Consider the following 22,094-nt stretch of genomic DNA (forward strand, 5'->3'; position numbering starts at 1 on the left):
GCGTCGAGGGCACGAACATGTACGCGGTCATCAAGACGGGCGGCAAGCAGTACAGGGTCAGCGAAGGCCAGGTGCTGCGCGTCGAGAAGCTGAGCGGCAACGCTGGCGACAAGGTTACGTTCAACGAAGTCCTGCTCGTCGGCGGCGAGGCCACCAAGATCGGCCAGCCGCTCGTTGCGGGTGCAAAGGTCGAGGCGCAGATCAATGCGCAGGATCGCGGCAAGAAGGTCGTGATCTTCAAGTTCCGGCGTCGGAAGAACTACCGCCGCAAGACGGGGCACCGGCAGCCGTACACCGAGCTCAAGATCACCGGCATCAGCGCCTAGGAGAAACCGGCATGGCTCATAAAAAAGGCGGCGGCTCGTCCCGGAACGGGCGCGATTCGAGCGCACAAAAGCGCGGCGTGAAGGTGTACGCGGGGACCGAGGTCCCGGCGGGCAGCATCCTCGTGCGGCAGGTTGGTTCGTCGATCCACGCCGGCAAGAACGTCGGCACTGGCAAGGACTTCACGCTCTTCGCCCTCGTGGAGGGCGTCGTGAAGTACGAGTGGAAGTCGAACACGAAGAAGCAGGTCTCGGTCTATCCGGCCTGAGTCTGCGGCGTTCGTGATCGAGACGAGTCGGGCGATGCGGCGGGGAAAACCCGTCGATCGCCCGTCGTCCATTTGAGGCCCAACCTATCACGCGCGCTCTGCGGCGAGGACGAACCGCGGCGATGACGTACAAGCTCCTGGCCCTCGATCTCGATGGCACCCTGCTCCGTCACGACGGCTCGCTCCACGAGCGCGATCGTTGGGCGATTGAGCGCCTGCAGAGCGGCGGCGTGGCCGTGACGATCTGCACGGGCCGGCTCTACTCGGGCTCGCGCGAGGCTGCCGTGGCGGCGCGGATCCAGGGGCCGATCGCCTGCGTGGACGGGAGCCACATCGTCGACGCGCGTGACGATCGCGAGCACTACCACGCCTCGCTCACGGGGGATCATGCAGCGCAGCTTCGGCGCGTGCTCGAGCGGCATCGGACCGCGAGCTTCGTGTTCGCGCACGACAGCATCGTGCACGACGCCGCGGGTGCGCCGTGGAGCAGCTACGTGCGCACGTGGTCGCCGCGGGTGACGGTCGTCGAGCGCGTCACATCACACCCGTACTGGGAGCACGAGCGGGGGCTGCTCGCAGTCGTGGCGATCGGCTCGAAGGACAGCGTGCACGCGGCTGCGGAGGAGCTCGAAGGCGAGCTCGGCGGCGCGGCGTTCGTCGTCCGGTTCGCGGTGACGCGCACGGCCGACACACACGCGATGGTGGTGCGCGCGGCCGGGCCGACGAAGGGCACGGCGATCGCGTGGCTCGCGGACTACCACGGCTGCACGGTGGACGAGGTCGTCGTGGTGGGCGATTGGCTCAACGACGTGCCGATGTTCCAGGTCGCGGGGCGATCGTTCGCGATGGGCAGCGCGCCGTCGTTCGTGAAGGAACACGCGACCGAAGAGCTCTCCGCGTGGAGCGCGGATGACGCGGGCGTCGCAGAGGCGATCGAGCGGGCCTGGGGGACGTTATGACGAGCTCTTCGACGAGGGCGCGCTGGAGATAGGCGCGCGCGGCGTGCCCACGTGCGAAGGGGGCGCGAAGCCGAGGTAGAAGAGCCGTTCGACCTCGCCGATGAGATCACGCATGCCGATGGGCTTGGCGAGGAACCCTTCGGCGCCGGCCTGCGCGGCCTCGGCGCGCGCGCCGCGTTTGCCCGAGATCACGAGGAAGCGGCAGTCGTAGCCGCGCGAGCGCGCGGCCTCGATGAAGTCGGTGCCGCTCATCTCGGGCATGCGCTGGTCGACGACGACGACGTCGACGCGGTCGAGTCGCTCGAGCGCCGCCGCGGGGGACATCGTCTCGCGCACCTCACACCCCTCGGCTTCCAGGCACATCCCCAGGAGCCTCAAGATGTCGGGGTCGTCATCGACCACGAGCACGACGGGGGGACGCGGTCGCCACGTGCGCATGATCCGGAGATTACCCGGGTTTCTGCATGCTTCCAAATGTGAAAGACGACCGGCACGAAAATGCTGGGGGGACGGATCACGCTCCGTCCGTGGTCGTCAGTGCGAGGATTTGGGGGGTTTGCCCGGGGGCTCGACGCGTGTCGCGGAGCCCCCGAGCGCGGGCGTGTGTCGCGCTGTTACTTGCGCTGCTGCTGGGCGGCGGCGAGCTGCTGCTGCTGCTGCTGGAGGAACTGCGCGACCATGCGCGAGCGCTCGATGGCGAACTGCTTGACCTCCTTGTTGGGCGAACCCGCGAGGGCGTTGAGCAGCTTCGTGACCTTCTCGATCTGGCGCGACTGGAAGAGGGCCTCGAAGTAGTTGTTCGCGATGCGCACGTCGCGGCTCATCTTCGCCTCGTGCGGCTGGAGGAGCCGGATCACGGCCTCGAGGTCGCCCTTCTGGCCGTAGAGCGCCGAGAGGCAGAGCAGCGCGAGCGGATCGTCGGGCGCGATCTCGACGCCCTTCTTGGCGTAGGTGACGGCGCGATCACGGGTCGCGTCGTCGTTGGCGAAGAAGCCCTGGAGCGCGATGTACGGCGCGGCGCTCTTCTTGTCGGCGGCCATCTTCTCGATCTCGGCGATGGCCTTGTCCTCGTCGCCGTTCTGCTTGAGGTGCTGGTAGAGGTAGGCCCACGCGTCGATGCAGCCGATGCTGATGCTGATCGCCTTGTCGACGAACTCGCGCTCCTTGTCGGCTTCCTTCTTGAGCTGGAAGACCTTGGCGAGGTGCAGCGAGGGGTAGGGGTTGTCCTTGAGGAGGTTCTGCGCGCCCTTCAGCGTGCCTTCGGCCTTGTCGAGCTTCTCCTGCTGGAGCTGCGCGATGCCGAGCGCGAGCCAGTCGTCGCCCGTGCCGCCCTTCGCCACGACCTTCGAGAGGACCTGCTCGGCGCGCTGCAGGCGGTTGTACTTGAGGAGCTCCTGAGCGTAGATGCGCGCGCGGTTGAGGTCGTCGGGCTGCTCCTGCCAGTGCTTCTCCAGGCCGGCGAGCAGGTCTTCGAGACCGATCGCGATCGGGCGACCCTGGTCGTCCTGCACCTGCACCGCGGGGCCGTTGAAGCCGAGCAGCTTCCACATCTGCTCGGGCGTCACGAGCGACGGGCCCTGGTCGAGCATGGCCTTGGTGTCGTCGTCGACCTTCGAGATGGGAATCACGATGAGAGCGTTGCCAGGCACTCCGTTGGGAAATGCGCTGACGGGCGCGATGATGGCCGCGCCGCCCGTGATCTGAAGTCCCGCCGCCACTCCACCCTGCTGTCCGTTCTGCGCCATGGTCGCTCCACCCGGGAAACGCGAGGCGCGCCTTGCGCCCGCGGTCGCCGCTCGACGGCGCTCTTGTACGCGTCGAACGGGAAAGAAATGTCGTTGGTTACGAGGGGCGGGCAGGCTAGCAGGATGCCCCCATCAGAGCAACGGCCCCCACGGATCCGAGGCTTTTCGCTCACGTCGATACCAACAAGTCAGCCGCGGCGGAGTCGATACGCGAGGCCGGTCTGCCGCTCCTCGCGCCGCGTCTCGGAGAGCGCGAGGTTGAGCGCTCGCCCGTCCGTGACGAGCACGACGAGCCGCTTTCCGCGCGTGACGGCCGTGTAGAGCAGGTTCCGCGAGAGCATCACGAAATGCTGCGAGAGCAGCGTGATCACCACGGCCGGATACTCGCTGCCTTGGCTCTTGTGGATGCTCGTCGCGTACGCGAGCACGAGCTCGTCGAGGTCGCTTTCTTCGTAGGCGACGTCTCGGCCGTCGAACGTGACCGTGAGTGTCCCGGCCTCGGCGTCGATCGCGCGGACGAGGCCGACGTCGCCGTTGTAGACCTCGCGGTCGTAGTCGTTCTTGAGCTGCATGACCTTGTCGCCGAGGCGGAAGACCTTGCCGCCGCGCGTGACCGAGGGGCCGTCGGGATTGAGCGTTCGCTGGAGCGTTTCGTTCAGCGTGATCGTGCCGACGGGGCCCTTGTTCATCGGGGAAAGGACCTGCACATCGCGGACAGGGTGCAGGCCGAAACCACGCGGGATGCGCTCGGTGACGAGCTCGTGGATCGTGGCGGCGGCCTCCTCGGGGTCCTTTCGTTGGAAGACAAAGAATTCGCCGCGTTTGTCGGTCGCGCCCTCGGGTTTTTCGCCGTCGTGGATGCGGTGCGCGTTCTGTACGATGAGGCTGCCCTCGGCCTGCCGGAAGATCTGCGAGAGGCGCACCGTAGGGATGGCGCCCGAGGCGATGACGTCGCGCAGGACCGCACCCGGGCCGACGGACGGGAGCTGATCGACGTCGCCGACGAGCACGAGCCGCGCTTCGTCGGAGGTGGCCTGCGTGAGCGCGTCGCAGAGCGGCAGATCGATCATCGAGGCCTCGTCCACGATGAGCACGTCGGCCTCGAGCGCGCGGCCCTTCTTGCGGAGGAAGCCGCGCTCCTTCGGGTCGAACTCGAGCATGCGGTGGAGCGTGACGGCCTCGCGCCCCGTCGCCTCGCTCATGCGTTTGGCGGCGCGGCCCGTGGGTGCGGCGAGGCGCACCGTGTGGCCCGCGAGGTCGAAGAGCGCGAGGATCGCCCGGACGATCGTGGTTTTTCCGACGCCGGGTCCGCCCGTGATGACGAGGATCTTGCTCCGCGCGGCTTGCTCGATCGCGTCGCGTTGCGCGGGCGCGAGGGCGACACGCGTACGGGCCTCGAAGCTCTCGATCGCGGCCTGGGCGACGGCCTCCGGAGGTTCGCCGCGGCGGCCCGAGAGGGGACGGCCGGGCGCGCGGAGGAGCGCGAGGAGGCGCTCGGCGAGGCGTGCTTCCGCTTCGTAGAGCGACGATTCGTAGACGGCGACCTCGCCCGAGGGGAGGGTTTCGACCCGCGCGCGGCCCGAGAGCGCGAGCGCGTCGACGGCGCGATTCACGCCTTCCTCCTCGCGTTCGAGCATGAGCGCGGCGGCCGCGACGAGCGCGTTTCGCTCGGCGTACACGTGCCCCTTGCCCGCGAGGTCGCTCAGCATTTGCAGCACGCCGGCCTGCGCGCGCTCGGGTGCGTCTGGCGAAACGCCGACGGCGCGCGCGATCTGGTCGGCGGTCTTGAACCCGACGCCCCAGACTTCGAGTGCGAGCCGGTAGGGCGAGCGCTTCACGATCTCGATCGCGGAGGCGCCGAAGCGCTTGTAGATGCGCGTCGCCAGCGCGGCGGAGGCGCCGTGCTGCTGGAGGAAGATCATGATGTCGCGGATGACGCGCTGCGACGCCCAGGCCTTGGCCACGGCCTCGGCGCGTCGTGATCCGAGCCCCGGCACCTCGGCGAGGCGCTCGGGCTCCTCGTCGAGCACACGCAGCGCGTCCACGCCGAGCGTCTCGACGATCCGCTTCGCGAACACCGGACCGACGCCGGCGACCATGCCCGAGCCGAGGTATTTTTCGAGGCCCTGCAAGGTCGAGGGCGCGATCTCCAGCAGGGTTTCGACGCGGAGCTGGTCGCCGTGGCGGCCATCGCGTTCGTAGCGTCCGGTCGCTCGGACGCGTGTGCCGGGGGCGACGGGCTGGAAGCGGCCGACCCAAGGCAGAGGGGCCTCGTGGCCGTCGATCGCGACCTTCACGACCCGGAAGCCCGTCTGGTCGTTCTCGTAGGTGACACGCACGACCTCGCCTTCGAGGGTGAGGGTGCCGTCCTTCGCGGGGGCCGCCTTCTGCGCCGTGAAAAGCGTGTGCTGCGCGGGACCCTGGGGCCCGGATCGCGGGCGTGACGCGGCCCCGGCCGGGCCTTTTCGACCCGTCCCCCCGGCAAGCAGAGGCGTGCGTCCGCGGCGGTTCATGGGCGCGGGGCGAGGCTAGCGCGGTTTTCCCGCGGCGAGGGGCTTTGCTCGGCGGGTTTGTTGGGTAAGACTCGCCGCCCGATGAGCCTCGAGCACCGCCTCCACGACCGCTGCGCGTGCGGATCTGCGCTTTCGTCCTACGCCCACTCGTCCGCCTCCGCTGCCTCCGGGCGCCCGTTCACGCTGGCCGGCGTGCAGCGCGTCTACGAGCGGCCTCGGCCGTTTCAGGTCACGCACATCGCGCTCGACCTTCGCCTCGACGTACCGAAGAAGTCGGTCGCGGGCGAAGCGACGCTCGACGTCTCGCGCATCGACGTGCGCGCAAAGGAGCTCTCGCTCGACGCCGTGGGCTTCGACCTCGAAGCGGTCGAGCTGCGCGTGGGCGACGACGGCAAGTTCGCCGCGGCAGCGCACGTGTACGACGGGCAGACGCTGCGTGTGTCGATCCCCGAGGCGGCTTCGCGCGTGACGGTGCGGGTGCGCTACGCGGCGACGCCGCGGCGTGGGCTCTACTTCCTCGCGCCGGACGAGCACGTGCGGGACCGGCCCGCGCAGGTCTGGTCGCAGTGCCAGGACGAGGACGCGCGGCACTTCTTCCCGTGCATCGACAAGCCGCACAACAAGCAGTCGACGTCGCTGCGCGTGACGGTGCCCGAGGGCTGGTTCGCGCTGTCGAACGGCGCGCGCGAGAGCGACGAGGACGAGGAGCAGCGCGGCGTCTACCGCTACCGGATGGACGACCCGCACCCGAGCTACCTGTTCACGCTCGTCGCGGGCGAGTTCGAGCGGATCGACGACGAGGCGGACGGCGTTCGCCTACATTACTTTGTGCCCAAAGGAAAAACCGACGAGGGCAAGCGGACGTTCCGGCGGACGCCGGACATGGTGCGCCGCTTCGGCAAGCTCACGGGCGTCGCGTACCCGTGGAAGACGTACTCGCAGATCGTCGTGAGCGATTTCATCTTCGGCGGGATGGAGAACACGACGGCGACGACGATGTACGAGCACATCCTGCTCGACGAGCGCGCCACGATCGACGTGACGGCCGACGACCTCATCGCGCACGAGCTCGCGCATCACTGGTTCGGCGACCTCGTGACGTGCCGTGACTGGTCGCACGCGTGGCTGAACGAGGGGTTTGCCACGTACATGGAGCACGTCGATCGCGAGGGCTACCTCGGCCGTGACGAGTACGAGCACGGCGTGCGCGGCGACGTGGCGGCGTATCTCGGCGAGGCAGGAGGGCGCTACCGCCGGCCGATCGTGTGCCAGGACTACGACGCGCCGATCGACATCTTCGATCGCCACCTCTACGAGAAGGGCGCGTGCGTCCTGCACATGCTGCGCCTGGAGCTCGGCGACGAGGCGTTCTGGCGCGGCATCAAGACCTACCTGGAGCGGCATGCGCGCGGGATCGTGGAGACGCGTGACCTCCTGCGCGCGCTCGAAGAGGCGAGCGGCAGGAGCCTGGAGCGCTTCTTCGAGCAGTGGGTGTTCCGCGCAGGGCACCCGGAGCTCGAGGTGAAGATCGATCACGACGGCGAGGCGCTGACCGTGTCGGTCAAGCAGGCGCAAGCCGCGAAAGAGGGCCGGGAGAAGGACAAGGACGACGCCGGGACGCACGTCTTCGTGCTCGATCTGGAGCTCGACATCTCCATCGACGGCGAGGTGCGGCGCGAGGTGCGGCGCGTGGAGTCGGCGACCGCGACGTTCACGATTCGCGTGCCGAAGCGGCCCGCGTTCATCGTGGTGGATCCGGAGCTCAGGATCGTGGGTGACGTGCGGGTCGAGTGCCCGGGCGACATGCTGCGTGCGCAGCTCACCGGGGCGCCGACGGCGCGCGGCCGGCTGCTCGCGGCGAGCCTGATGGGCAAGCTCGACGATCCGGCGACGACGCGCGCGCTCGGCGCCTCGCTCGCGAAGGAGGACGAGTTCTGGGGCGTGCGAGCGGAGGCGGCCTCGGCGCTCGGCGATGTGCGCAGCGACGACGCGCTCACGCACCTCCTCGCCCACGCGCGGACGGGGCACGCAAAGGTGCGACGCGCGGTCGCGGCGGCGCTCGGCAAGTTCCGCAAGGCGCAGGCCGCCGACGCGCTGAAGAGCCTCGCGCTGCGGGACGCGAGTTACCTCGTGGAGGCGGAGGCCGCGCGCGCGCTCGGCGCGACCCGGCAGAGCGCGGCGTTCGATACGCTGATCGAGGTGCTCGATCGTCCCTCGTGGGCCGACGTGGTTCGCGCGGGCGCGCTCGACGGGCTCGCGGCTCTGCGCGACGAACGCGCGCAGGCACACGTGCTCACGCGCACGCGCTACGGAATCCCCACGCGCGGCCGGCGCGCCGCGATCATGGCGCTGCCGAAGCTCTCGACGGACCGCAAGGTGCGCGAGGCGCTGGAGGACCTGCTCGATCAGGCGGATCCGTACCTCAAGGTGGACGTGGTGCGCGCGCTGCTCGACATCGGCGACACGAAGTCGCGCGGGCCGCTCTCGCGCCAGCTCGAACGCGAGCTCGACGGCCGCGTGCGCCGCCGGATCCGCGAGGCCTTGCGGGACCTCGGCGGCGCGGGCAAGCGCGAAGCCGAGCGGCTGCGCGAGGACCTGGAGGCGCTGCGGGGCGAGCACGCCGAGCTCAAGGCGCGCCTCGGCAAGCTCGAAGCCCTGCTCACGCCGAAGGAGGCCGCGAGCAAGCCGAACGGCGTCCACCAGGGCCGCGACGCGGACAAACACGAGGCCGAGAAGGACGCGAGCGAGAAGGGCAAGAAGAGGAAGAAGGATGAACGAGCTTCGCGGTAAAACGGCGCTCGTCACCGGCGCCTCGGCCGGGATCGGCCGGGAGATCGCGCGCGTGCTCGGTCGCGAGGTGGGCGTGCTCGTGCTCGTCGCGCGCCGCCGCGAGCGGCTCGACGAGCTCGCGCGTGAGCTCGTGGCCGCGCGTCCGGGCCTCCGCGTGCTCGTACGTGCGGTCGATCTGCTCGACCGGAAGGCGCTCGGTGCGATGCTCGACGACCTCGCGCAGGCGGGCGAGGTGATCGACGTGCTCGTGAACAACGCGGGCTTCGGCGACTACGGCCTGCTCGAGAACCGCGAATGGGAGAAGATCGAGCGGATGCTCGAGCTCAACGTCGTGAGCACGACGATGCTGCTCGCGCGGCTCGTGCCGCCGATGGTGGCGCGGGGATCGGGCGCGATCCTGAACGTCGGTTCGATCGCGGGGATCCTGCCGTCGCCCGCGATGAGCACGTACGCGGCGAGCAAGGCGTACGTGAACCACCTGAGCGAGGGCCTGCGCGCGGAGCTCGCGGGGACGGGCGTGTCGGTGACGGTGGTCTGTCCGGGCCCGGTGCCGACGGAGTTCCAGGAGGTCGCGGGCAGCGACGCGCGGCCGGATCTCCCGAAAGCGGTGTATGTGGACGCGGTGACGTGCGCGGAGGAGGCGGTCGCGGGGCTCGCGCGTGGTCAGGCGCGCGTGATCCCGGGCGTCGTGCCGCGGGCGATGGCGATGACGGTGGACGCGCTGCCGAAGGCGCTCGTGCGACCGTTCCTGTCGAAGATGGGGAAGAAGGCGCGCGGGGGCCGGTAGCCGCGTCGATCAGGGCAGGAAGCGCCCGAGGAACGCGTCGCCGTCCTTCCCGTCGAACGAGCCCACGAGCGCCTTGTTGATCAAGAACGGCGCGTGGCTCTGGCCACCGACGATCAGATCGCCCGCAGGCAGGAGCGCGAGCGCGAGCACCGTGTTGGTGGCGTCGTTGTCTTTGGCCCCGCCACTGAGAAGGACGCTCGACGCGACGTGTGTGCCATCGCTGCTGAGCTTCGCGAAAAACAAGTCGCCGGCATCCGCGGCCATGAGGGGTCCGCCGCCGAAGTCCATGCCGCCCTGGAACGTGCCTGCGAGCGCGAGCTGATCGGCCGTGCCCACCGCGAGGCTGGCCTGCGTCACGAACGCCGTGGTGTCGCCGATCGCCTTGGCCCAGACGGCGCTGTCGCCGGTGCCCGCGATGCGCGTCACGTAGAGCGCGCGTGAGGCGACATCGGCCGTTTGGATCGTCTGCCCGAAGAAGTCGAGCTTGCCCTCGAACGCGCCCGTGAGGAAGACGTCGCCGTTCGACGCGATCGCCACGTCGAACGCTTGCTGCGTGGTCGCGTCGCCCCAGGCGTTCGCCCAGATCGGGGTGAAGGTCGGCGAGAGCTGCGCGGCGAAGACGTCGAGCCCGCCCTTGCTCGTGAGGACGTTGCCGGCGATGAGCTCGAGCGTGCTGGCGAAGACGCCGGTGATGACCACCTGATCGCTGGCGTTGAGGGCGATCGCGCGGAATTCGTCGACGCCTTGACCGCCGATGCGCCGCGAGGCCGCGTGGAAGCCGGTCTCGTCGAACTTGGCGAGGAAGATGTCGTTGCCGCCGGCGGACGTGAGCTGCGCTCCTCCGAGCGCGATGGTGCCCGCGAAGTTGCCCGCGATGATCACCTGGTTCGCCTTGGTCACCGCGATCGCCCGCACCTCTTGCGAGGCCGTGTCGCCGAAGAGCTTGCTCCACACCGGGCCGCCGTCGGCGTCGAACTTCGCGAGGAACGCGTCGCCCGTGCCCGCGCTCGTCAGGACGCCGCTGCCGAAGTTCACCGCACCGAGCACACGTCCGCCGACGTAGATCGCGCCGTCCTTGTCGACGGCGACGGCGTTCGCTTGTTGCTGGGCCGCATCGCCGAAGCGCTTGGCCCAGACGACCTCGCCTTTCGGCGTGAGCTTCGCGAGGAGGATGTCGAGGCTGCCCGTGCTCGCGAGAGGGCCGTCGCCGAGATCGATCGTCCCGGCAAACGCGCCTGCGATCACGATGTTGCCGTCGGGGGCGATCGCGATATCCGTGATCATCTGCGGGGAGAGCTGCTCGCCGTACGTTCGCAGCCAGCCGATTCCGAGCGCCGGGCATTCGAGCGGGTCGACGCCGTTGCACGCTTCGTCCTCGGGCGTCATGCAGTCTTCGGGCTGCGGCAAGACCGCGCCGCCGCACTCGCCGAAGCCCGTGCCATTCGGCAGGCAAACCTCGATGCCCGGCTTGCACGTGCCCATGTCCTCGGTGCCGGGCGGGCCGTTGTAACAAGAGCGCTGTTCGTCGGGCGTGCAGACCATGCCACCGCCGCTGCCGCCCGCGCCGCCCGTGCCACCCGCGCCCGTCGGTTCGAATTCACGCTCCTCCGGCGAGCACGCCGCGAGCGCCATCAAGCCGAGCCATGCGACGACGGCGAGCCTCCGCGAAAGAGCCGAGTTTTGCCGAAACCTGCGTTTCATTGCTTCGAACATGAAAGGATTTCCTTCAGGGCAAGAGGCGCGCGAGGAACAGGAGCGGTTGCTGGGTGTCGCCCGTCGTGAGCGGGCCATCGCCGAAATCGATCGGCCCGTAGCTCAGGCCTCCGAGGATCGGATCTCCGGTCGGCATCACGCCGAGCGCGAGCACGCCGGCCGCCATTTCGGTCGTGTAGGTGCGCGAGCTCCGGTGCGTTCCGTCGAACTCGAGCTGCGCGATGAAGGGGCTCACCTGGATGTTCGAGGTCAGCGGTCCGCCGCCGAAGTCGATCTGATCGCTGAACCAACCCGCGGTCACGATGCGCCCCTTCGCGACGCCGAGCCACATGCCCCAATCGGAGATGGATTTCGGTCCGCCGAGGATCTTGCTCCACGCGAGCGCGCCGTCCGCCCCGAGCTTCACGAGGTACGCGTTCGTCGCCATGGGCGCGGCTTCGATCTTCGAGCCGTCGTCGAAGCTGATGACGCCCGCGATGTGCCCCGAGAGGACGATCTCGTCGTTCGGCGTGATCGCGATGCCGAGCGCCTCCTGATCGGCGGTGTCGCCCCACTGCTTGGCCCAGACGGGGCTTCCGTTTCCCTGGACTTTGAGCGTGAACACGTCGTCGCTGCCGGCGCTCGTGAACATGCCGGCGACGCCGAAATCGACCGTGCCGTCGAAGTTGCCCGTGAGGACGATGTTGTCCTTCGTGTCGAGCGCGAGGCCGATGAGGTCCTCGAAGCCCGTGCCGCCGTACCGGCGTGACATCGAGTGGAAGCCCGATCCGTCGAGCCGGGCGACGAACAGGTCCGTATCCATCGGGGCCGTGAGCGCCGAGCCGCCGAGGTTGATCGTGCCCTGGAACTCGCCGCCGATGACGACCTGCCCCGCCTGGGTGAGCGCGATGCTCGTCGCGCGTTGCGTGCTCGCGTCGCCGAAGAGCTTCGCCCACACGACATCGCCGTTCGCGTCGAACTTCGCGACGAGCGCGTCGTTACCGCCCTCGCTCGTGAGCGTCCCATTTCCGAGGTCGATCGCGCCGGAGACCGAGCCCGCGAGGTAGATCATCCCCGAGGCGTCGACCACCACGCCGCCGGTCGTCTGCGACGACGCATCGCCGAAGCGCTTGCTCCACTGGTGCTTGCCATCGGCGCTGAACTTCGCGAGCAGGATGTCGGAGCTGCCCGTGCTCGCGAGCGGACCGCCGCCGAGATCGAGCGTGCCGCGAACCTCGCCCGCGATCACGATGTCGAGCGTCTTCGGGTCGACGGCGATGCTGCGGATGTAGACATCGTCGAGGATGGGGAAGCCCTTGCTCCACACGTGGTCGAGCGGCGGGCAATCGGCCGGCTCGTCGCCGTTGCACGCCTCGTCCTCGGGCGTGAGGCAGTTCTCGGCTTGGGGCAGGACGTCACCGGAGCACTCGCCGAAGCCCGTGCCGTTCGGCAGACAGATCTGGACGCCCTTCTTGCATGCGCCGATGTCCTCGGTGCCGGGCGGCCCGGTGTAGCAGGATCTCTCTTCGTTCGGCGCGCAGCCCATGCTGCCACCCGCGCCGCCCGACCCGCTCGAGCTCGTCGTGTCGCCGAAGTCGCGCGCCTCCGGCGTGCACGCAGCCACCCCGATGGCGATCATCGACGCGGCGCCGAGCACGGCGCCGAGATGTCGATGAGACCAAGCCAAGCCCCTATGGATCCTGCGCAGCATCGATCCGAGCATGCCATGGAATGCAGCCTCTCGGATCAGCCGCGTGGGGCCGGTCTTCAGGGCGAGAGGCGCGCCAGAAAGCCACTCGCGTCGAGCGTGCTCGTGGTCGTGAACGCGCCGCCGCCGAAGTCGATCGAGCCCGCGTACACGCCGCCGACCACGAGATCACCCTGCGGGCCGAGGTCGAGGGCGAGCGCACCGTCGGCGCCCGCACCGCCGAACACGCGCGAGCCGAGGTGCGCGCCGCTCATCGTGAACCGCGCGAGGAACACGTCGACGCCGCCCGCCGCGGAGAGAGGCCCGCCGCCGAAGTCGACTTCGTCGTCGAAGAAGCCCGCGGTGACGATGCTCTCCGTGCTCGGATCCACGCGAACGGAGACGCCCCACGAGCCGGAGAATTTGCCGCCGAACATCTGGCTCCAGAAGGCGCTGCCGCTCGACGAGTACCGCGCGAGGAAGAGACCTCGGTCGCCCTTCGCGTAGACGACGGGGCCGTCGAGGTACAGCGTGCCGGACGCGTCGCCCGCGACGATCACGTCGCCGTTCGGCGCCGCCGCGATCGCGAGTCCGCGCTGGGTGCCGGCGTCGCCCGCGCGATGCGCCCAGAGGCCGGTGCCGCTCGCGGAGAGCTTGGCGATGAAGATGTCGTGGCCGCCGATGCTCGTGAGCGCGTCGCCCGTGACGGGGCCGAAGTCGATCGTCGTGTCGAACGTGCCCGTCACGAGCAGCGAGCCCGTGGGGTCGACGGCGAGCCCGCCGAGGTCGTCGAAGCTATTGCCTCCGAACCGACGCGAGAAGACGTGCGCGCCCTCGGCGTTGATCTCGGCCACGTAGACGTCGTTCAATCCCGCGGAGACGAGGTTCGTGCCGCCGAAGTTGATCGTGCCGGCGAAGGCGCCGCCGAGGACGATCTGCCCGGACGGCGTGATCACGATGCGCGTGACGCGCTGGGCTTTTGCGTCGCCGAAATGCTTGGCCCATGCGAGGTTTCCTTCGGCGTCGAGCCTCGCGACGAACGCGTCGTCACTGCCCGCGCTCGTCAGGAGCTGACCGTCGCCGAAGTCCGAGGAGCCTTGGATCGCGCCGCCGACGTAGATCGATCCGGCAGCATCGATCGCGACCGCGGTGGCTTCCTGGTTCGCGGCGTCGCCGACGCGCTTGCTCCATCGGTGTTCGCCGAGCGGACTGAAGCGCGCGACGAAGAGGTCGCTTTCCCCTGCGCTCACGAGCGGTCCTCCGCCGAGGTCGACGACGCCGCGGAACGAGCCGACGGCCACGACGTCGCCCGTCGCCGGATCGGTCGCGACGCCCTGGATCGACTGCACATCGGTCTCGCCGAAGCTCTTGCTCCACACGTGCTTGAACGCCGGCGTCGGGTCCGGTCCGCCATCTTCGCCGCCCGCGCCGGCCATACCGCCCGATCCGCCTGCGCCGCCGGATCCGCCTGTGCCGCCCGTGCCGCCCGTCACGCTGGGCCCTGCGTCGGGCGTGCACGCCGCCGCACACGCCATCACCAGGCCGAGGAGCCCGAGCCACGCGCCGTTTCGCTTTTCAAGCCGCCCCGTACCCGTTTGCCTTTTCATGTCGTAACGCGCGAGCATGGCACAACGACGAGCCTCTTTGCGCGCGCCGCCGCCTTCGCTACGCACGGGCGTATGTCCGATCAATCCTCCCCCGTGAAAGTCGAGCGTCGCGGCGCCGTCGGCGTGCTCGTGATCGACCGCGCCGATCGTCGCAACGCGCTCTCGCGCGACACCCTCTACGCCCTCGGGCGCCTCGGCAAGGAGCTCGTCTCCGACCCCCAGGTGCGCGCCATCGTGCTCACCGGCGCCGGCGACAAGGCCTTTTGCGCGGGCGCCGATCTAAAGGAGCGCCAGGGCATGAGCTCCGACGACGTGCGCAAGCAGGTCGGCCTCTACCGCAGCGAGCTCGGGGTGCTCGACCGCAGCGAGAAGCCCGTGATCGCGGCGATCAACGGCGTCGCCTTCGGCGGTGGGCTCGAGCTCGCGCTGATCTGCGACCTGCGCGTCGCGGCGCCGCACGCCGAGCTCGCGTTGCCCGAGACCACGCTCGGCATCATTCCAGGCGCAGGAGGCACGCAGCGGCTCCCGCGTGTCGTGGGGGAGGCGCGCGCCAAGGAGATGATCCTGCTCGGCCGGAAGCTCGGGGCGGCCGAGGCGCTCGCGTGGGGCCTCGTGAACCGCGTCTCGCCCGAGGGCACGAACGTCCTCGACGACACGCTCGCCTGGATCGAGCCCATCGCGTCCGGCGCGCCGATCGCGCAGAGCGCCGCGCTCCGGGCGATCGACACGTCCTACGAGGTGCCGCTCGCGCTCGGCCTCGAGCTCGAACGCGTCTACTACGACGAGACGCTGCGCAGCGAGGATCGGCTGGAAGCGCTGCGCGCGTTCGCCGAGAAGCGCAAGCCCGCCTTCCGCGGCGTGTAGGGCCTACACGCCGTCCGTTGGATCTCGAAGCATCTGGATCTTGCTCTCCAGCCGCTTCGAGACCCACACCTTGTTGTGCTCGTCCACGACGACCGCGCCGCAGTCGTCGAGCTCCTCGCAGATCGACAGGCCTTTGTCCGGGCCGAGGATGAAGATCGCGTCGTCGATCCCGTCGGCGGTGAAGGCGTCCTTGGCCCACACGGTCACGCTGCGGCTCTTCCGGGCGGGGTAGCCCGTGCGTGGATCGATGATGTGATGCCAGCGCTTGCCGTCCTTCACGAAGGCGCGCTCGTAGTCGCCGGCCGTCGAGAAGGAGTGGTCGGTCACGTCGATCATCGCGAAGTAGTCGTTCGGACCCTGCCCCCGTGGATCCCGCACGCCGACGCGGTAGGGCGAGCCGTCGGGCTTCTTGCCGCGCACGTACAGATCGCCGCCGGCCTGCACGTAGAACGACGCGAGCCCCTCCGCTGCGAGCACCTTCGCGGCGGCGTCGACGGCGTACCCCTTGGCGATGCCGCCGAGGCTCACGCGCATGCCGGGCTTGCTCAGCATCACGCTGCGCGCGTCGTGGTCGAGCTTGATCTTGCGGTAATCGATGAGCGCGCGTGCCGCGTCGAGGTCAGCCTTCGAGGGCACCTCCTCGACCTTGTTCTCGTCGAAGCGCCAGAGATCGCGCATCGCCTCGAACGAGATGTCGAACACGCCCTCCGAGCGATCCGCGACCGAGATGCTCTTCTTGATCACCTCGAACGTCTCGGGCCCGACGGCGACGGCCTGCTTGCCCGCGGCCTGGTTGATGCGCGAGATCTCGCTGTCGTCGCGCCAGGTCGTCATGAGCCGCTCGAGCCTGCGGATCTCGGCGAGCGCCTTGTCGAGCTTCGGCCGGATCGCCGCTTCGTCGAGCTCGCGCGTGGTGTACGTCGTGATCACGACGTGCGTGCCCATCGCCTTGTCGTCGAGCGTCACCTTCTTCGGCTCGAAGGGCGGCGGGCGCGGCGTCGCGGATGACGCGCGCGGCTCGGGCGTGGGCTCGGGCGGCGAGGACGTGTTGCACGCCGCGAGGGCGAGCGCGCCGAGGAGGAACACTTGGCTCGTTCGCATCACGGCTCCCGCGTGATCCGCACGTAGACGTGCGACGGCGGGGCGATGCCCGTCTCCACGCGCACCTTGGGCATCCCCGGCGCGAGCGCCGCGACGAGCGCGAGCTCTTCCTCGTAGAACATGCGTCGGATCGAGGTCACGGCGTCGTAGTAGAACGTGTACGTCCGACCGTACAGGGCCCCGACGAGCGCCACGAGCCCGAGCGTCGTGAAGCTCCGCTCCCCGTCGATGAAACACGCGCCGACGCGGGCGCGCCGCGCCGCCTCGCTCATCATCCGCGCGATCATCCCCGGCGGGAAATGGTGGATCGCCTGGGTGCAGGTGATCACGTCCACGCCCCGCTCCGAGAGGCCTCCAAGCGCGAGCGCGTCCTCGACCGAGAACCGCACCGAGAGCCCCCGCTCGGCCGCCTGCGTGCGCCCGAGCGCGAGGTACTCCTCCCGCAGATCACTCGCCTCGATCGTGACCCGATCCCCGAGCCGCTCGGCGAGATGCAACGCGAGCCCGCCGTGCCCCGCCGCGACGTCGTGCACGATCGGCCGCTTCCCCTCGCCGCTCGCCGCCTCCACGAGCGGATCGATCGCCGCCATCACGGTCTCGTAGATCCCCGTGCAGTGGTTGAACCGATCGAGCACGTCGAGCGCGTGCGTCCGCTCGTCCTCCGGGAGGCTCGGATCATCCATGAGCTCCGGCCTGTCGCGGTAGAGACGCGCGTCCACCGCGTGGAGCAGCTCCGTGAGCGGGGCGCGTCCGTCTTCGTCGAGATCGCTCGGCCGTTCGGCGCGCATCGTCGTGACGGCCTCGGCGACAAGGGCGTCGAAGCGCTCGATCGCCGCTGGCTCGCCGCGGAGCACGGCGCCTTCGAGCGGGGCGATCGCGGGCCCGAATCGATCGATCGTGCGGCGCATCGCCCTGCCGCGGTGCGGCGCGAGCGCGGCGCGGAGCGGTCCACGCACATCGTGACGGCTCATCCTGCGCATCACCGCTTCGAGGGCTGGATCGAACCGGCGGCGGAGGACCTCGGAGAGCATCGAGGCTCGGGGCATGGCGCGAGCATAACGCATCCCGACGCGTCGTCGCGTCACGGGCGCCCCGCGCGAGAGGGCTGTATGATGCGCGATCGACCATGCCGACGACGTCCATCGATCGACCCGTCAGGGAATCCATCCTCGCGGCCGCGCGTGCCGTTGCGCCGATCGTCCGCGACGTCGCCGCGCGGATCTTCGCGCACCCGGAGCTACGCTTCGAAGAGACGCGCGCTGCAGGCTGGCTGTGTGAGGCCATCGAGGCCGAGGGTGTCCCCGTCGAACGCGGCACCGGCGGCCTCCCCACGGCCTTCCGCGCGCGCCTCGGCAGCGGCGCGGGCCCGCGCATCGCGATCCTCGCTGAGTACGACGCGCTCCCCGAAATGGGCCACGCGTGTGGCCACAACCTCATCGCCGGCGGCGCGCTCGGCGCGTTCCTCGCGATCGCGCGGGCGCGCCCGTCCTTCGTGGGCACGATCGAGATCATCGGCACGCCTGCCGAGGAGGGCGGCGGCGGCAAGATCCGCCTGCTCGAAGCCGGCGTCTTCGACGGCGTCACCGCCGCGATGATGTTTCACCCGTATGATTGCGACCTGCTCGCGCCCTCCTCCCTCGCGAGCTACTGGCTCTCGCTCCGCTTCAAGGGAGTGCCTTCGCATGCGGCGATGGCCCCGTGGGAGGGCAAGAGCGCGCTCGCGGCGGCGCTCGCGACGATGCACCTCGTCGATGCGCAACGCGTGCACCTGCGGGACGGCACGCGTGTGCATGGCGTGGTCGTCGAGGGTGGCCAGGCGGTCAACATCATCCCCGAGCGCGCCGTGGTGGACTTCGCGGTGCGCGCGTCGTCGTTCGCGGAGCTCTCGGTCGTGCGCGCGCTCGTCGAGCGATGCGCGCGCGGCGCGGCGATCGCGTGTGGCGTGGAGGTCGAGATCGAGGTGCGGGGTGGTTACAAGGACCTGCGCCCGAACATCCCGCTCGCGCGCCGCTTTGGCGAACACCTCGCCGCGCTCGGCAGGCCTGCGCGCGAGGTCGACCCCGTGCGCAGCATGGGCTCGACGGACATGGGCGACATCTCGCACGTGATCCCGTCGATCCACCCGCTGATTGCGATCTGCGACGAGGGGGAGACCATGTGCCACGAGCACCCGTTCGCGCGGCATGCGGACAGCGATCGAGGCGCGGAGGCCATGATGTTCGCGGCGCAGGCGATGGCGCTCACGGCGCTCGACGTGCTCGCGGACGCACCCTTGCGCGCGACGATGACTTCTTTTTTCGAGGGGAAAAGCGGGCGGTAAATCAGGCGGCGGGCGCGCGCTTGCTATCGACGCCGGCGGCTTGCAGGTCGTCGAGCATGCCCGTCGTACCTTCGAGCGGGATCGCGCGGGCGAGGGCCACGCGTTCGAGGATCATCGCGAGCTCCAGCATGTTGCTCACGGGCGGCAGGAGCGCGCTCGTCCCGTCCCAGAGATCGAGCCCGATGTGGCCGCGCAGCACCGGCAGCTCCTGCCCCTTCTGCTCGGTCTTCGGGATGCGCACCTTGTCGATCTGCGACCAGCTCCAGCGCCGCACCCGCGGCACCCCGAACGAGAGCAGCTCGCGCAGCACGATCCCCTCCGGGTTCACCACCACGCCGCGCATCTGGTCGCGCAAAACCCCTGCAATGGCGCTGCAAAACAGGATGATCGCGCACACGCTGGCGGGCATGATGCGGTGCCGATCGTCCTCGACGACGTACTTGAAGAGCCAGGTGTCCGTCGGAGCGTGTTGCCCGTAGACGATCGCGCCCGAGATCAGGAGCGCGACCGCGAGGTACACGAGCCAGGGAAGGCGCTCCTTCAGCGGCGGCCCGAACGACACCGTGCTGTCCGGGCGATACGTCATGTCGAAGCCGGGAGGACGAGAAGGTCGCGCCATACGCAGCAGTCTACACGACCCAGGCGCGAACCTTGGCTCGCCCTAGCGGCTCACTGGCACTCGGAAGCCTTCGTCGGATTCGACCGGAAATATTCGAGACACCAGGGGCTCAGCCCCGCGGTGAAGTCCGCACACGGGATCTGATCCGGCGCCGTGCCCGAGCGATCCGTCGCCAGCGCTTCTTTGCAGGACGCGCAGCACTTCTGCTTCATGTCGCCCTCGCCCTCGGGCTTCGCGTTTTCTTCGGGTTTCGGCGCCGCCTCCTCGCCGGCCATGTCCTGGCCGCCCGTGTCCTTGTCGACGTCCGGGACTTCCGCCTGCTTGGGCTTGCCGCACGCGGCGACGAGCAGGGCGGACGCGAAGAACAAGCCGACGAGCGCGCTCGAAACCTTCTTCATGAGCCCGGCTTTATCGGAAGCACGTCCGGGAATCAAACGTGGTGTTCGTCGCGGCGCTTTGAGCGTGGCGCCCTCCTACCCTCCTATAGCAAACTCGCCGCCATGCACGTGCACCTCGTGGGCGTCGCAGGAACCGGGATGGGCGCGCTCGCCGGGCTCTTCAAAGCCAGCGGGCACGACGTCTCCGGATCCGACGTCGCCTTCTATCCCCCCATGGGCCCCGCCCTCGAACGCTGGGGCATCCGGCTCATGGAGGGCTTCGACCCGAAGCACCTCGAGCCCCGCCCCGATCTCGTCGTCATCGGGAACGTTTGCCGTCCAACGAACCCCGAGGCCCGCGCCGCGCAGGGCAGCGGCATCCCGACGAAGAGCATGCCGCACGCGCTCGCCGAGCTCCTGCTCGTGCACCGCTCTCCGCTCGTCGTCGGCGGCACCCACGGCAAGACCACGACGAGCGCGCTCTGCGCATGGCTCCTCCACGAGGCCGGTCGTGATCCGGGCTTCCTCATCGGCGGCTTGCCGAAGAACTTCGACGCGAGCTTCCGCGTCCCCGGCGACGTCGCGCGCGGCGGCCGTTTGCCGCTCGTCACGGGCGAGGGCATGTCGCGCCGCAAGACGCCGTTCGTCGTCGAGGGCGACGAGTACGACACGGCCTTCTTCGAGAAGACGCCGAAGTTCTGGCACTACCGGCCCGAGGTCGCGATCCTCACGTCGATCGAGCACGACCACATCGACATCTACCCCGACGAAGCCTCCTACCTCGCGGCCTTCCGCGGCTTCGTCGAGCGTGTCCCCGAGAGCGGCCTCATCGTCGCCGCCGCGGCCGATCGCCACGTCGTTGACATCGTCCGCGCATCGGCCCGCGCGGAGGTCGCGTGGTTCGCCCTCGAAGGCGACGACACCCACGGACAGCCGCCCCACTGGCTCGCTGCGCCTGCCGGAGTCGACGAGACCGGCCAGTCCTTCGACCTCTATGCCGGCGGCGTCTACGCGGGCCGCGTCGCGGTCACGATTCCCGGCCGCCACAACATCCGCAACGCGCTCGCCGCGGCCGCCGCCGTCGCCCAGGGCTTTGGCGTGCCGCTCTCCACCGTGATCTCGGCGCTCGCGACCTTCCAGGGCGTTCGCCGCCGGCAGGATCTTCTCTACGAAGTGCGCGGCGTCCGCGTCTACGACGACTTCGCCCACCACCCGACCGCCGTCGACGAGACCCTGCGCGCCCTCCGCGCCCGCCACACGAAAGGCTCGCTCTTCGCCGTGTTCGAGCCGCGCAGCGCGACGGCGTGCCGCGCCCTGCACCAGGCGCAGTACGGAAGCTCCTTCGATGCGGCCGACGTCATCGTCCTCGCCCCGCTTGGCCGCACCGAGATCCCCGAGGCCGAGCGGCTCGATCTGCGCGCGCTCGCCGCGGCGCTCGAAGCGCGGGGCAAGCGCGCGCTCACGCCTGCGTCCGTCGACGAGATCGTCACGTTGCTCGCGCGGGACGCGCAGGCGGGCGACACCATCGCGCTGCTCTCGAACGGCGCGTTCGGCGGGATCTACGACAAGCTAAGGGGAGCGCTCGCGCCATGAAGACCACGACGACGGGCGAGCGTGCGCAGTTTGCCGCCATCGCGCAGCTTGTGGCCGAGGAGGCGGGCGCGCTCGTGAGCGCCGGCTTCCGTTCGCGCCCGCCCGTCGAGTCGAAGGGCCCTTCCGACCTCGTCACCGAGTACGACCGCGCGAGCGAGGACATGATCTCCATGCGCCTCGGCTCGCTCGCCCCCGGCATCCCGGTCGTCGGCGAAGAGCGCGGCGACGGCTTCGCCCCGATGGCCTTGCGAAGCGGCCTTGTCTGGTACGTCGACCCGCTCGACGGCACGACGAACTTCGTGCACGGCCACCCGTTCTGGAGCATCTCCGTTGGCCTCTTCGACGGCGACGAGCCGATCGCGGGCGCGGTCGTGGCGCCTGCGCTCGGCCTTCGCTGGAGCGGCTGGGTGGGGGAGCCCGTGAGCGTCACGGGCCGCTCGGGCCGGCACGGCGAGGCGCGGCGCAACGGTCAGCGTTGCGGCGTGAGCCCGACGTTGCGGCTCGAAGACGCGCTCGTCGCGACGGGCTTTCCGACAGTGCGCAATGTCGCGCCTGCGAACAACTTCCACTCGTTCATGAGCGTGAAGCACGTCGTGCAGGGGGTGCGGCGTTGCGGGAGCGCCGCGATTGACCTGTGCATGGTGGCCGACGGCACGTACGACGGGTACTGGGAGCGCAAGCTCAACATCTGGGACGTCGCGGCGGGCTGCGCGATGGTGCTGGCGGCGCGGGGGCGGATCACGGCGCTGGATGGCAGGCTGCCGAACTACCACGATGGGCACATCGCCGTGTCGAATGGCCACCTGCACGACGCGCTGGTCGAAGCGATCAATGCGTAGCGGGTGAAA

General features: G+C 69.7%; 19 protein-coding genes. 9 read left to right on the forward strand and 10 right to left on the reverse strand.

From position 1 onward, the window contains the following. The first annotated feature begins 17 nt into the window (after nucleotides 1-17). From rplU to POL67_RS51585, 3 genes are all read left to right on the forward strand, one after another. Nucleotides 18-326, forward strand: a complete 309-nt coding sequence (rplU, locus tag POL67_RS51575) for a 50S ribosomal protein L21 (protein WP_136933507.1) — start codon at nucleotides 18-20, stop codon at nucleotides 324-326. Nucleotides 327-337: 11 nt separating this feature from the next. Next, nucleotides 338-592, forward strand: a complete 255-nt coding sequence (rpmA, locus tag POL67_RS51580; protein ID WP_271930252.1) for a 50S ribosomal protein L27 — start codon at nucleotides 338-340, stop codon at nucleotides 590-592. Nucleotides 593-714: 122 nt separating this feature from the next. Continuing rightward, complete coding sequence (locus POL67_RS51585; RefSeq protein ID WP_271930255.1) at nucleotides 715-1,551, forward strand: HAD-IIB family hydrolase; 837 nt, start codon at nucleotides 715-717, stop codon at nucleotides 1,549-1,551. Here the strand turns inward: POL67_RS51585 and POL67_RS51590 are convergent. The 3 genes from POL67_RS51590 to recD2 form a co-directional block, all read right to left on the reverse strand. Beyond that, complete coding sequence (locus POL67_RS51590) at nucleotides 1,546-1,989, reverse strand: response regulator (RefSeq protein WP_271930258.1); 444 nt, start codon at nucleotides 1,987-1,989, stop codon at nucleotides 1,546-1,548. The genes POL67_RS51585 and POL67_RS51590 overlap by 6 nt on opposite strands. 176 nt (nucleotides 1,990-2,165) lie before the next feature. Then, nucleotides 2,166-3,296, reverse strand: coding sequence for a tetratricopeptide repeat protein (locus POL67_RS51595; RefSeq protein ID WP_271930260.1), 1,131 nt, complete (start codon nucleotides 3,294-3,296; stop codon nucleotides 2,166-2,168). Nucleotides 3,297-3,484: 188 nt separating this feature from the next. Then, entirely contained in the window at nucleotides 3,485-5,809 is a 2,325-nt protein-coding gene (recD2, locus tag POL67_RS51600; protein WP_271930262.1) for an SF1B family DNA helicase RecD2, read from the reverse strand. 81 nt (nucleotides 5,810-5,890) lie between these two features. Here recD2 and POL67_RS51605 point away from each other — a divergent pair, with 81 nt between their 5' ends. Both POL67_RS51605 and POL67_RS51610 read left to right on the forward strand, forming a co-directional pair. Continuing rightward, complete coding sequence (locus POL67_RS51605) at nucleotides 5,891-8,599, forward strand: M1 family aminopeptidase (RefSeq protein WP_271930264.1); 2,709 nt, start codon at nucleotides 5,891-5,893, stop codon at nucleotides 8,597-8,599. Further along, the gene (locus POL67_RS51610) at nucleotides 8,580-9,386 is read left to right on the forward strand and encodes an SDR family NAD(P)-dependent oxidoreductase (RefSeq protein WP_271930265.1); all 807 of its coding nucleotides are present in this window, start codon (nucleotides 8,580-8,582) and stop codon (nucleotides 9,384-9,386) included. The genes POL67_RS51605 and POL67_RS51610 overlap by 20 nt, the downstream gene beginning before the upstream one ends. 9 nt (nucleotides 9,387-9,395) lie before the next feature. Here POL67_RS51610 and POL67_RS51615 read toward each other — a convergent pair whose 3' ends face one another. The 3 genes from POL67_RS51615 to POL67_RS51625 all read right to left on the reverse strand — a co-directional run bounded on the left by POL67_RS51615 (nucleotide 9,396) and on the right by POL67_RS51625 (nucleotide 14,438). After that, a complete protein-coding gene (locus tag POL67_RS51615; RefSeq protein ID WP_271930267.1) occupies nucleotides 9,396-11,099 on the reverse strand; it encodes a hypothetical protein in 1,704 nt (567 codons plus the stop codon). Nucleotides 11,100-11,112: 13 nt separating this feature from the next. Beyond that, on the reverse strand, nucleotides 11,113-12,765 hold the full coding sequence (locus POL67_RS51620) for a hypothetical protein (RefSeq protein ID WP_271930269.1): 1,653 nt from the start codon (nucleotides 12,763-12,765) through the stop codon (nucleotides 11,113-11,115). Nucleotides 12,766-12,845: 80 nt separating this feature from the next. Beyond that, the gene (locus POL67_RS51625; RefSeq protein WP_271930270.1) at nucleotides 12,846-14,438 is read right to left on the reverse strand and encodes a WD40 repeat domain-containing protein; all 1,593 of its coding nucleotides are present in this window, start codon (nucleotides 14,436-14,438) and stop codon (nucleotides 12,846-12,848) included. A gap of 6 nt (nucleotides 14,439-14,444) precedes the next feature. Here POL67_RS51625 and POL67_RS51630 point away from each other — a divergent pair, with 6 nt between their 5' ends. Beyond that, nucleotides 14,445-15,236 (forward strand): enoyl-CoA hydratase-related protein, encoded by a 792-nt coding sequence (locus tag POL67_RS51630; RefSeq protein ID WP_271930271.1) that lies wholly within the window; start codon nucleotides 14,445-14,447, stop codon nucleotides 15,234-15,236. A gap of 3 nt (nucleotides 15,237-15,239) precedes the next feature. Here the strand turns inward: POL67_RS51630 and POL67_RS51635 are convergent, their stop codons facing one another. Continuing rightward, on the reverse strand, nucleotides 15,240-16,337 hold the full coding sequence (locus POL67_RS51635) for an FAD:protein FMN transferase (RefSeq protein ID WP_271930275.1): 1,098 nt from the start codon (nucleotides 16,335-16,337) through the stop codon (nucleotides 15,240-15,242). Further along, complete coding sequence (locus POL67_RS51640) at nucleotides 16,337-17,383, reverse strand: class I SAM-dependent methyltransferase (RefSeq protein ID WP_271930277.1); 1,047 nt, start codon at nucleotides 17,381-17,383, stop codon at nucleotides 16,337-16,339. Before POL67_RS51640 ends, POL67_RS51635 begins: the two co-directional genes overlap by 1 nt. 80 nt (nucleotides 17,384-17,463) lie before the next feature. Between POL67_RS51640 and POL67_RS51645 the strand changes: the two genes are divergently transcribed. Then, nucleotides 17,464-18,657, forward strand: coding sequence for a M20 family metallopeptidase (locus tag POL67_RS51645; RefSeq protein WP_271930280.1), 1,194 nt, complete (start codon nucleotides 17,464-17,466; stop codon nucleotides 18,655-18,657). Nucleotide 18,658: 1 nt separating this feature from the next. Here POL67_RS51645 and POL67_RS51650 read toward each other — a convergent pair whose 3' ends face one another. Beyond that, nucleotides 18,659-19,276, reverse strand: a complete 618-nt coding sequence (locus tag POL67_RS51650) for a hypothetical protein (protein WP_271930282.1) — start codon at nucleotides 19,274-19,276, stop codon at nucleotides 18,659-18,661. Between the two features lie 50 nt (nucleotides 19,277-19,326). Then, nucleotides 19,327-19,674, reverse strand: coding sequence for a hypothetical protein (locus POL67_RS51655; protein ID WP_271930285.1), 348 nt, complete (start codon nucleotides 19,672-19,674; stop codon nucleotides 19,327-19,329). Nucleotides 19,675-19,776: 102 nt separating this feature from the next. Here POL67_RS51655 and POL67_RS51660 point away from each other — a divergent pair, with 102 nt between their 5' ends. Beyond that, nucleotides 19,777-21,246, forward strand: a complete 1,470-nt coding sequence (locus POL67_RS51660) for a UDP-N-acetylmuramate--L-alanine ligase (RefSeq protein ID WP_271930288.1) — start codon at nucleotides 19,777-19,779, stop codon at nucleotides 21,244-21,246. Beyond that, nucleotides 21,243-22,085: an inositol monophosphatase family protein gene (locus POL67_RS51665; RefSeq protein WP_271930290.1), complete on the forward strand. Its 843-nt coding sequence runs from the start codon at nucleotides 21,243-21,245 to the stop codon at nucleotides 22,083-22,085. Before POL67_RS51660 ends, POL67_RS51665 begins: the two co-directional genes overlap by 4 nt. Nucleotides 22,086-22,094 lie beyond the last annotated feature (9 nt).

It is taken from the genome of Polyangium mundeleinium (assembly GCF_028369105.1).
Lineage (GTDB): Bacteria > Myxococcota_A > Polyangia > Polyangiales > Polyangiaceae > Polyangium > Polyangium mundeleinium.

What these genes read in the sequence shown, in the direction of transcription:
- rplU (WP_136933507.1), top strand. Translation starts at nt 18, where the DNA reads ATGTACGCGGTCATCAAGACGGGCGGCAAGCAGTACAGGGTCAGCGAA.
- rpmA (WP_271930252.1), top strand. Translation starts at nt 338, where the DNA reads ATGGCTCATAAAAAAGGCGGCGGCTCGTCCCGGAACGGGCGCGATTCG.
- POL67_RS51585 (WP_271930255.1), top strand. Translation starts at nt 715, where the DNA reads ATGACGTACAAGCTCCTGGCCCTCGATCTCGATGGCACCCTGCTCCGT.
- POL67_RS51590 (WP_271930258.1), bottom strand. Translation starts at nt 1,989, where the DNA reads ATGCGCACGTGGCGACCGCGTCCCCCCGTCGTGCTCGTGGTCGATGAC.
- POL67_RS51595 (WP_271930260.1), bottom strand. Translation starts at nt 3,296, where the DNA reads ATGGCGCAGAACGGACAGCAGGGTGGAGTGGCGGCGGGACTTCAGATC.
- recD2 (WP_271930262.1), bottom strand. Translation starts at nt 5,809, where the DNA reads ATGAACCGCCGCGGACGCACGCCTCTGCTTGCCGGGGGGACGGGTCGA.
- POL67_RS51605 (WP_271930264.1), top strand. Translation starts at nt 5,891, where the DNA reads ATGAGCCTCGAGCACCGCCTCCACGACCGCTGCGCGTGCGGATCTGCG.
- POL67_RS51610 (WP_271930265.1), top strand. Translation starts at nt 8,580, where the DNA reads ATGAACGAGCTTCGCGGTAAAACGGCGCTCGTCACCGGCGCCTCGGCC.
- POL67_RS51615 (WP_271930267.1), bottom strand. Translation starts at nt 11,099, where the DNA reads ATGTTCGAAGCAATGAAACGCAGGTTTCGGCAAAACTCGGCTCTTTCG.
- POL67_RS51630 (WP_271930271.1), top strand. Translation starts at nt 14,445, where the DNA reads ATGTCCGATCAATCCTCCCCCGTGAAAGTCGAGCGTCGCGGCGCCGTC.
- POL67_RS51635 (WP_271930275.1), bottom strand. Translation starts at nt 16,337, where the DNA reads ATGCGAACGAGCCAAGTGTTCCTCCTCGGCGCGCTCGCCCTCGCGGCG.
- POL67_RS51640 (WP_271930277.1), bottom strand. Translation starts at nt 17,383, where the DNA reads ATGCCCCGAGCCTCGATGCTCTCCGAGGTCCTCCGCCGCCGGTTCGAT.
- POL67_RS51645 (WP_271930280.1), top strand. Translation starts at nt 17,464, where the DNA reads ATGCCGACGACGTCCATCGATCGACCCGTCAGGGAATCCATCCTCGCG.
- POL67_RS51650 (WP_271930282.1), bottom strand. Translation starts at nt 19,276, where the DNA reads ATGGCGCGACCTTCTCGTCCTCCCGGCTTCGACATGACGTATCGCCCG.
- POL67_RS51655 (WP_271930285.1), bottom strand. Translation starts at nt 19,674, where the DNA reads ATGAAGAAGGTTTCGAGCGCGCTCGTCGGCTTGTTCTTCGCGTCCGCC.
- POL67_RS51660 (WP_271930288.1), top strand. Translation starts at nt 19,777, where the DNA reads ATGCACGTGCACCTCGTGGGCGTCGCAGGAACCGGGATGGGCGCGCTC.
- POL67_RS51665 (WP_271930290.1), top strand. Translation starts at nt 21,243, where the DNA reads ATGAAGACCACGACGACGGGCGAGCGTGCGCAGTTTGCCGCCATCGCG.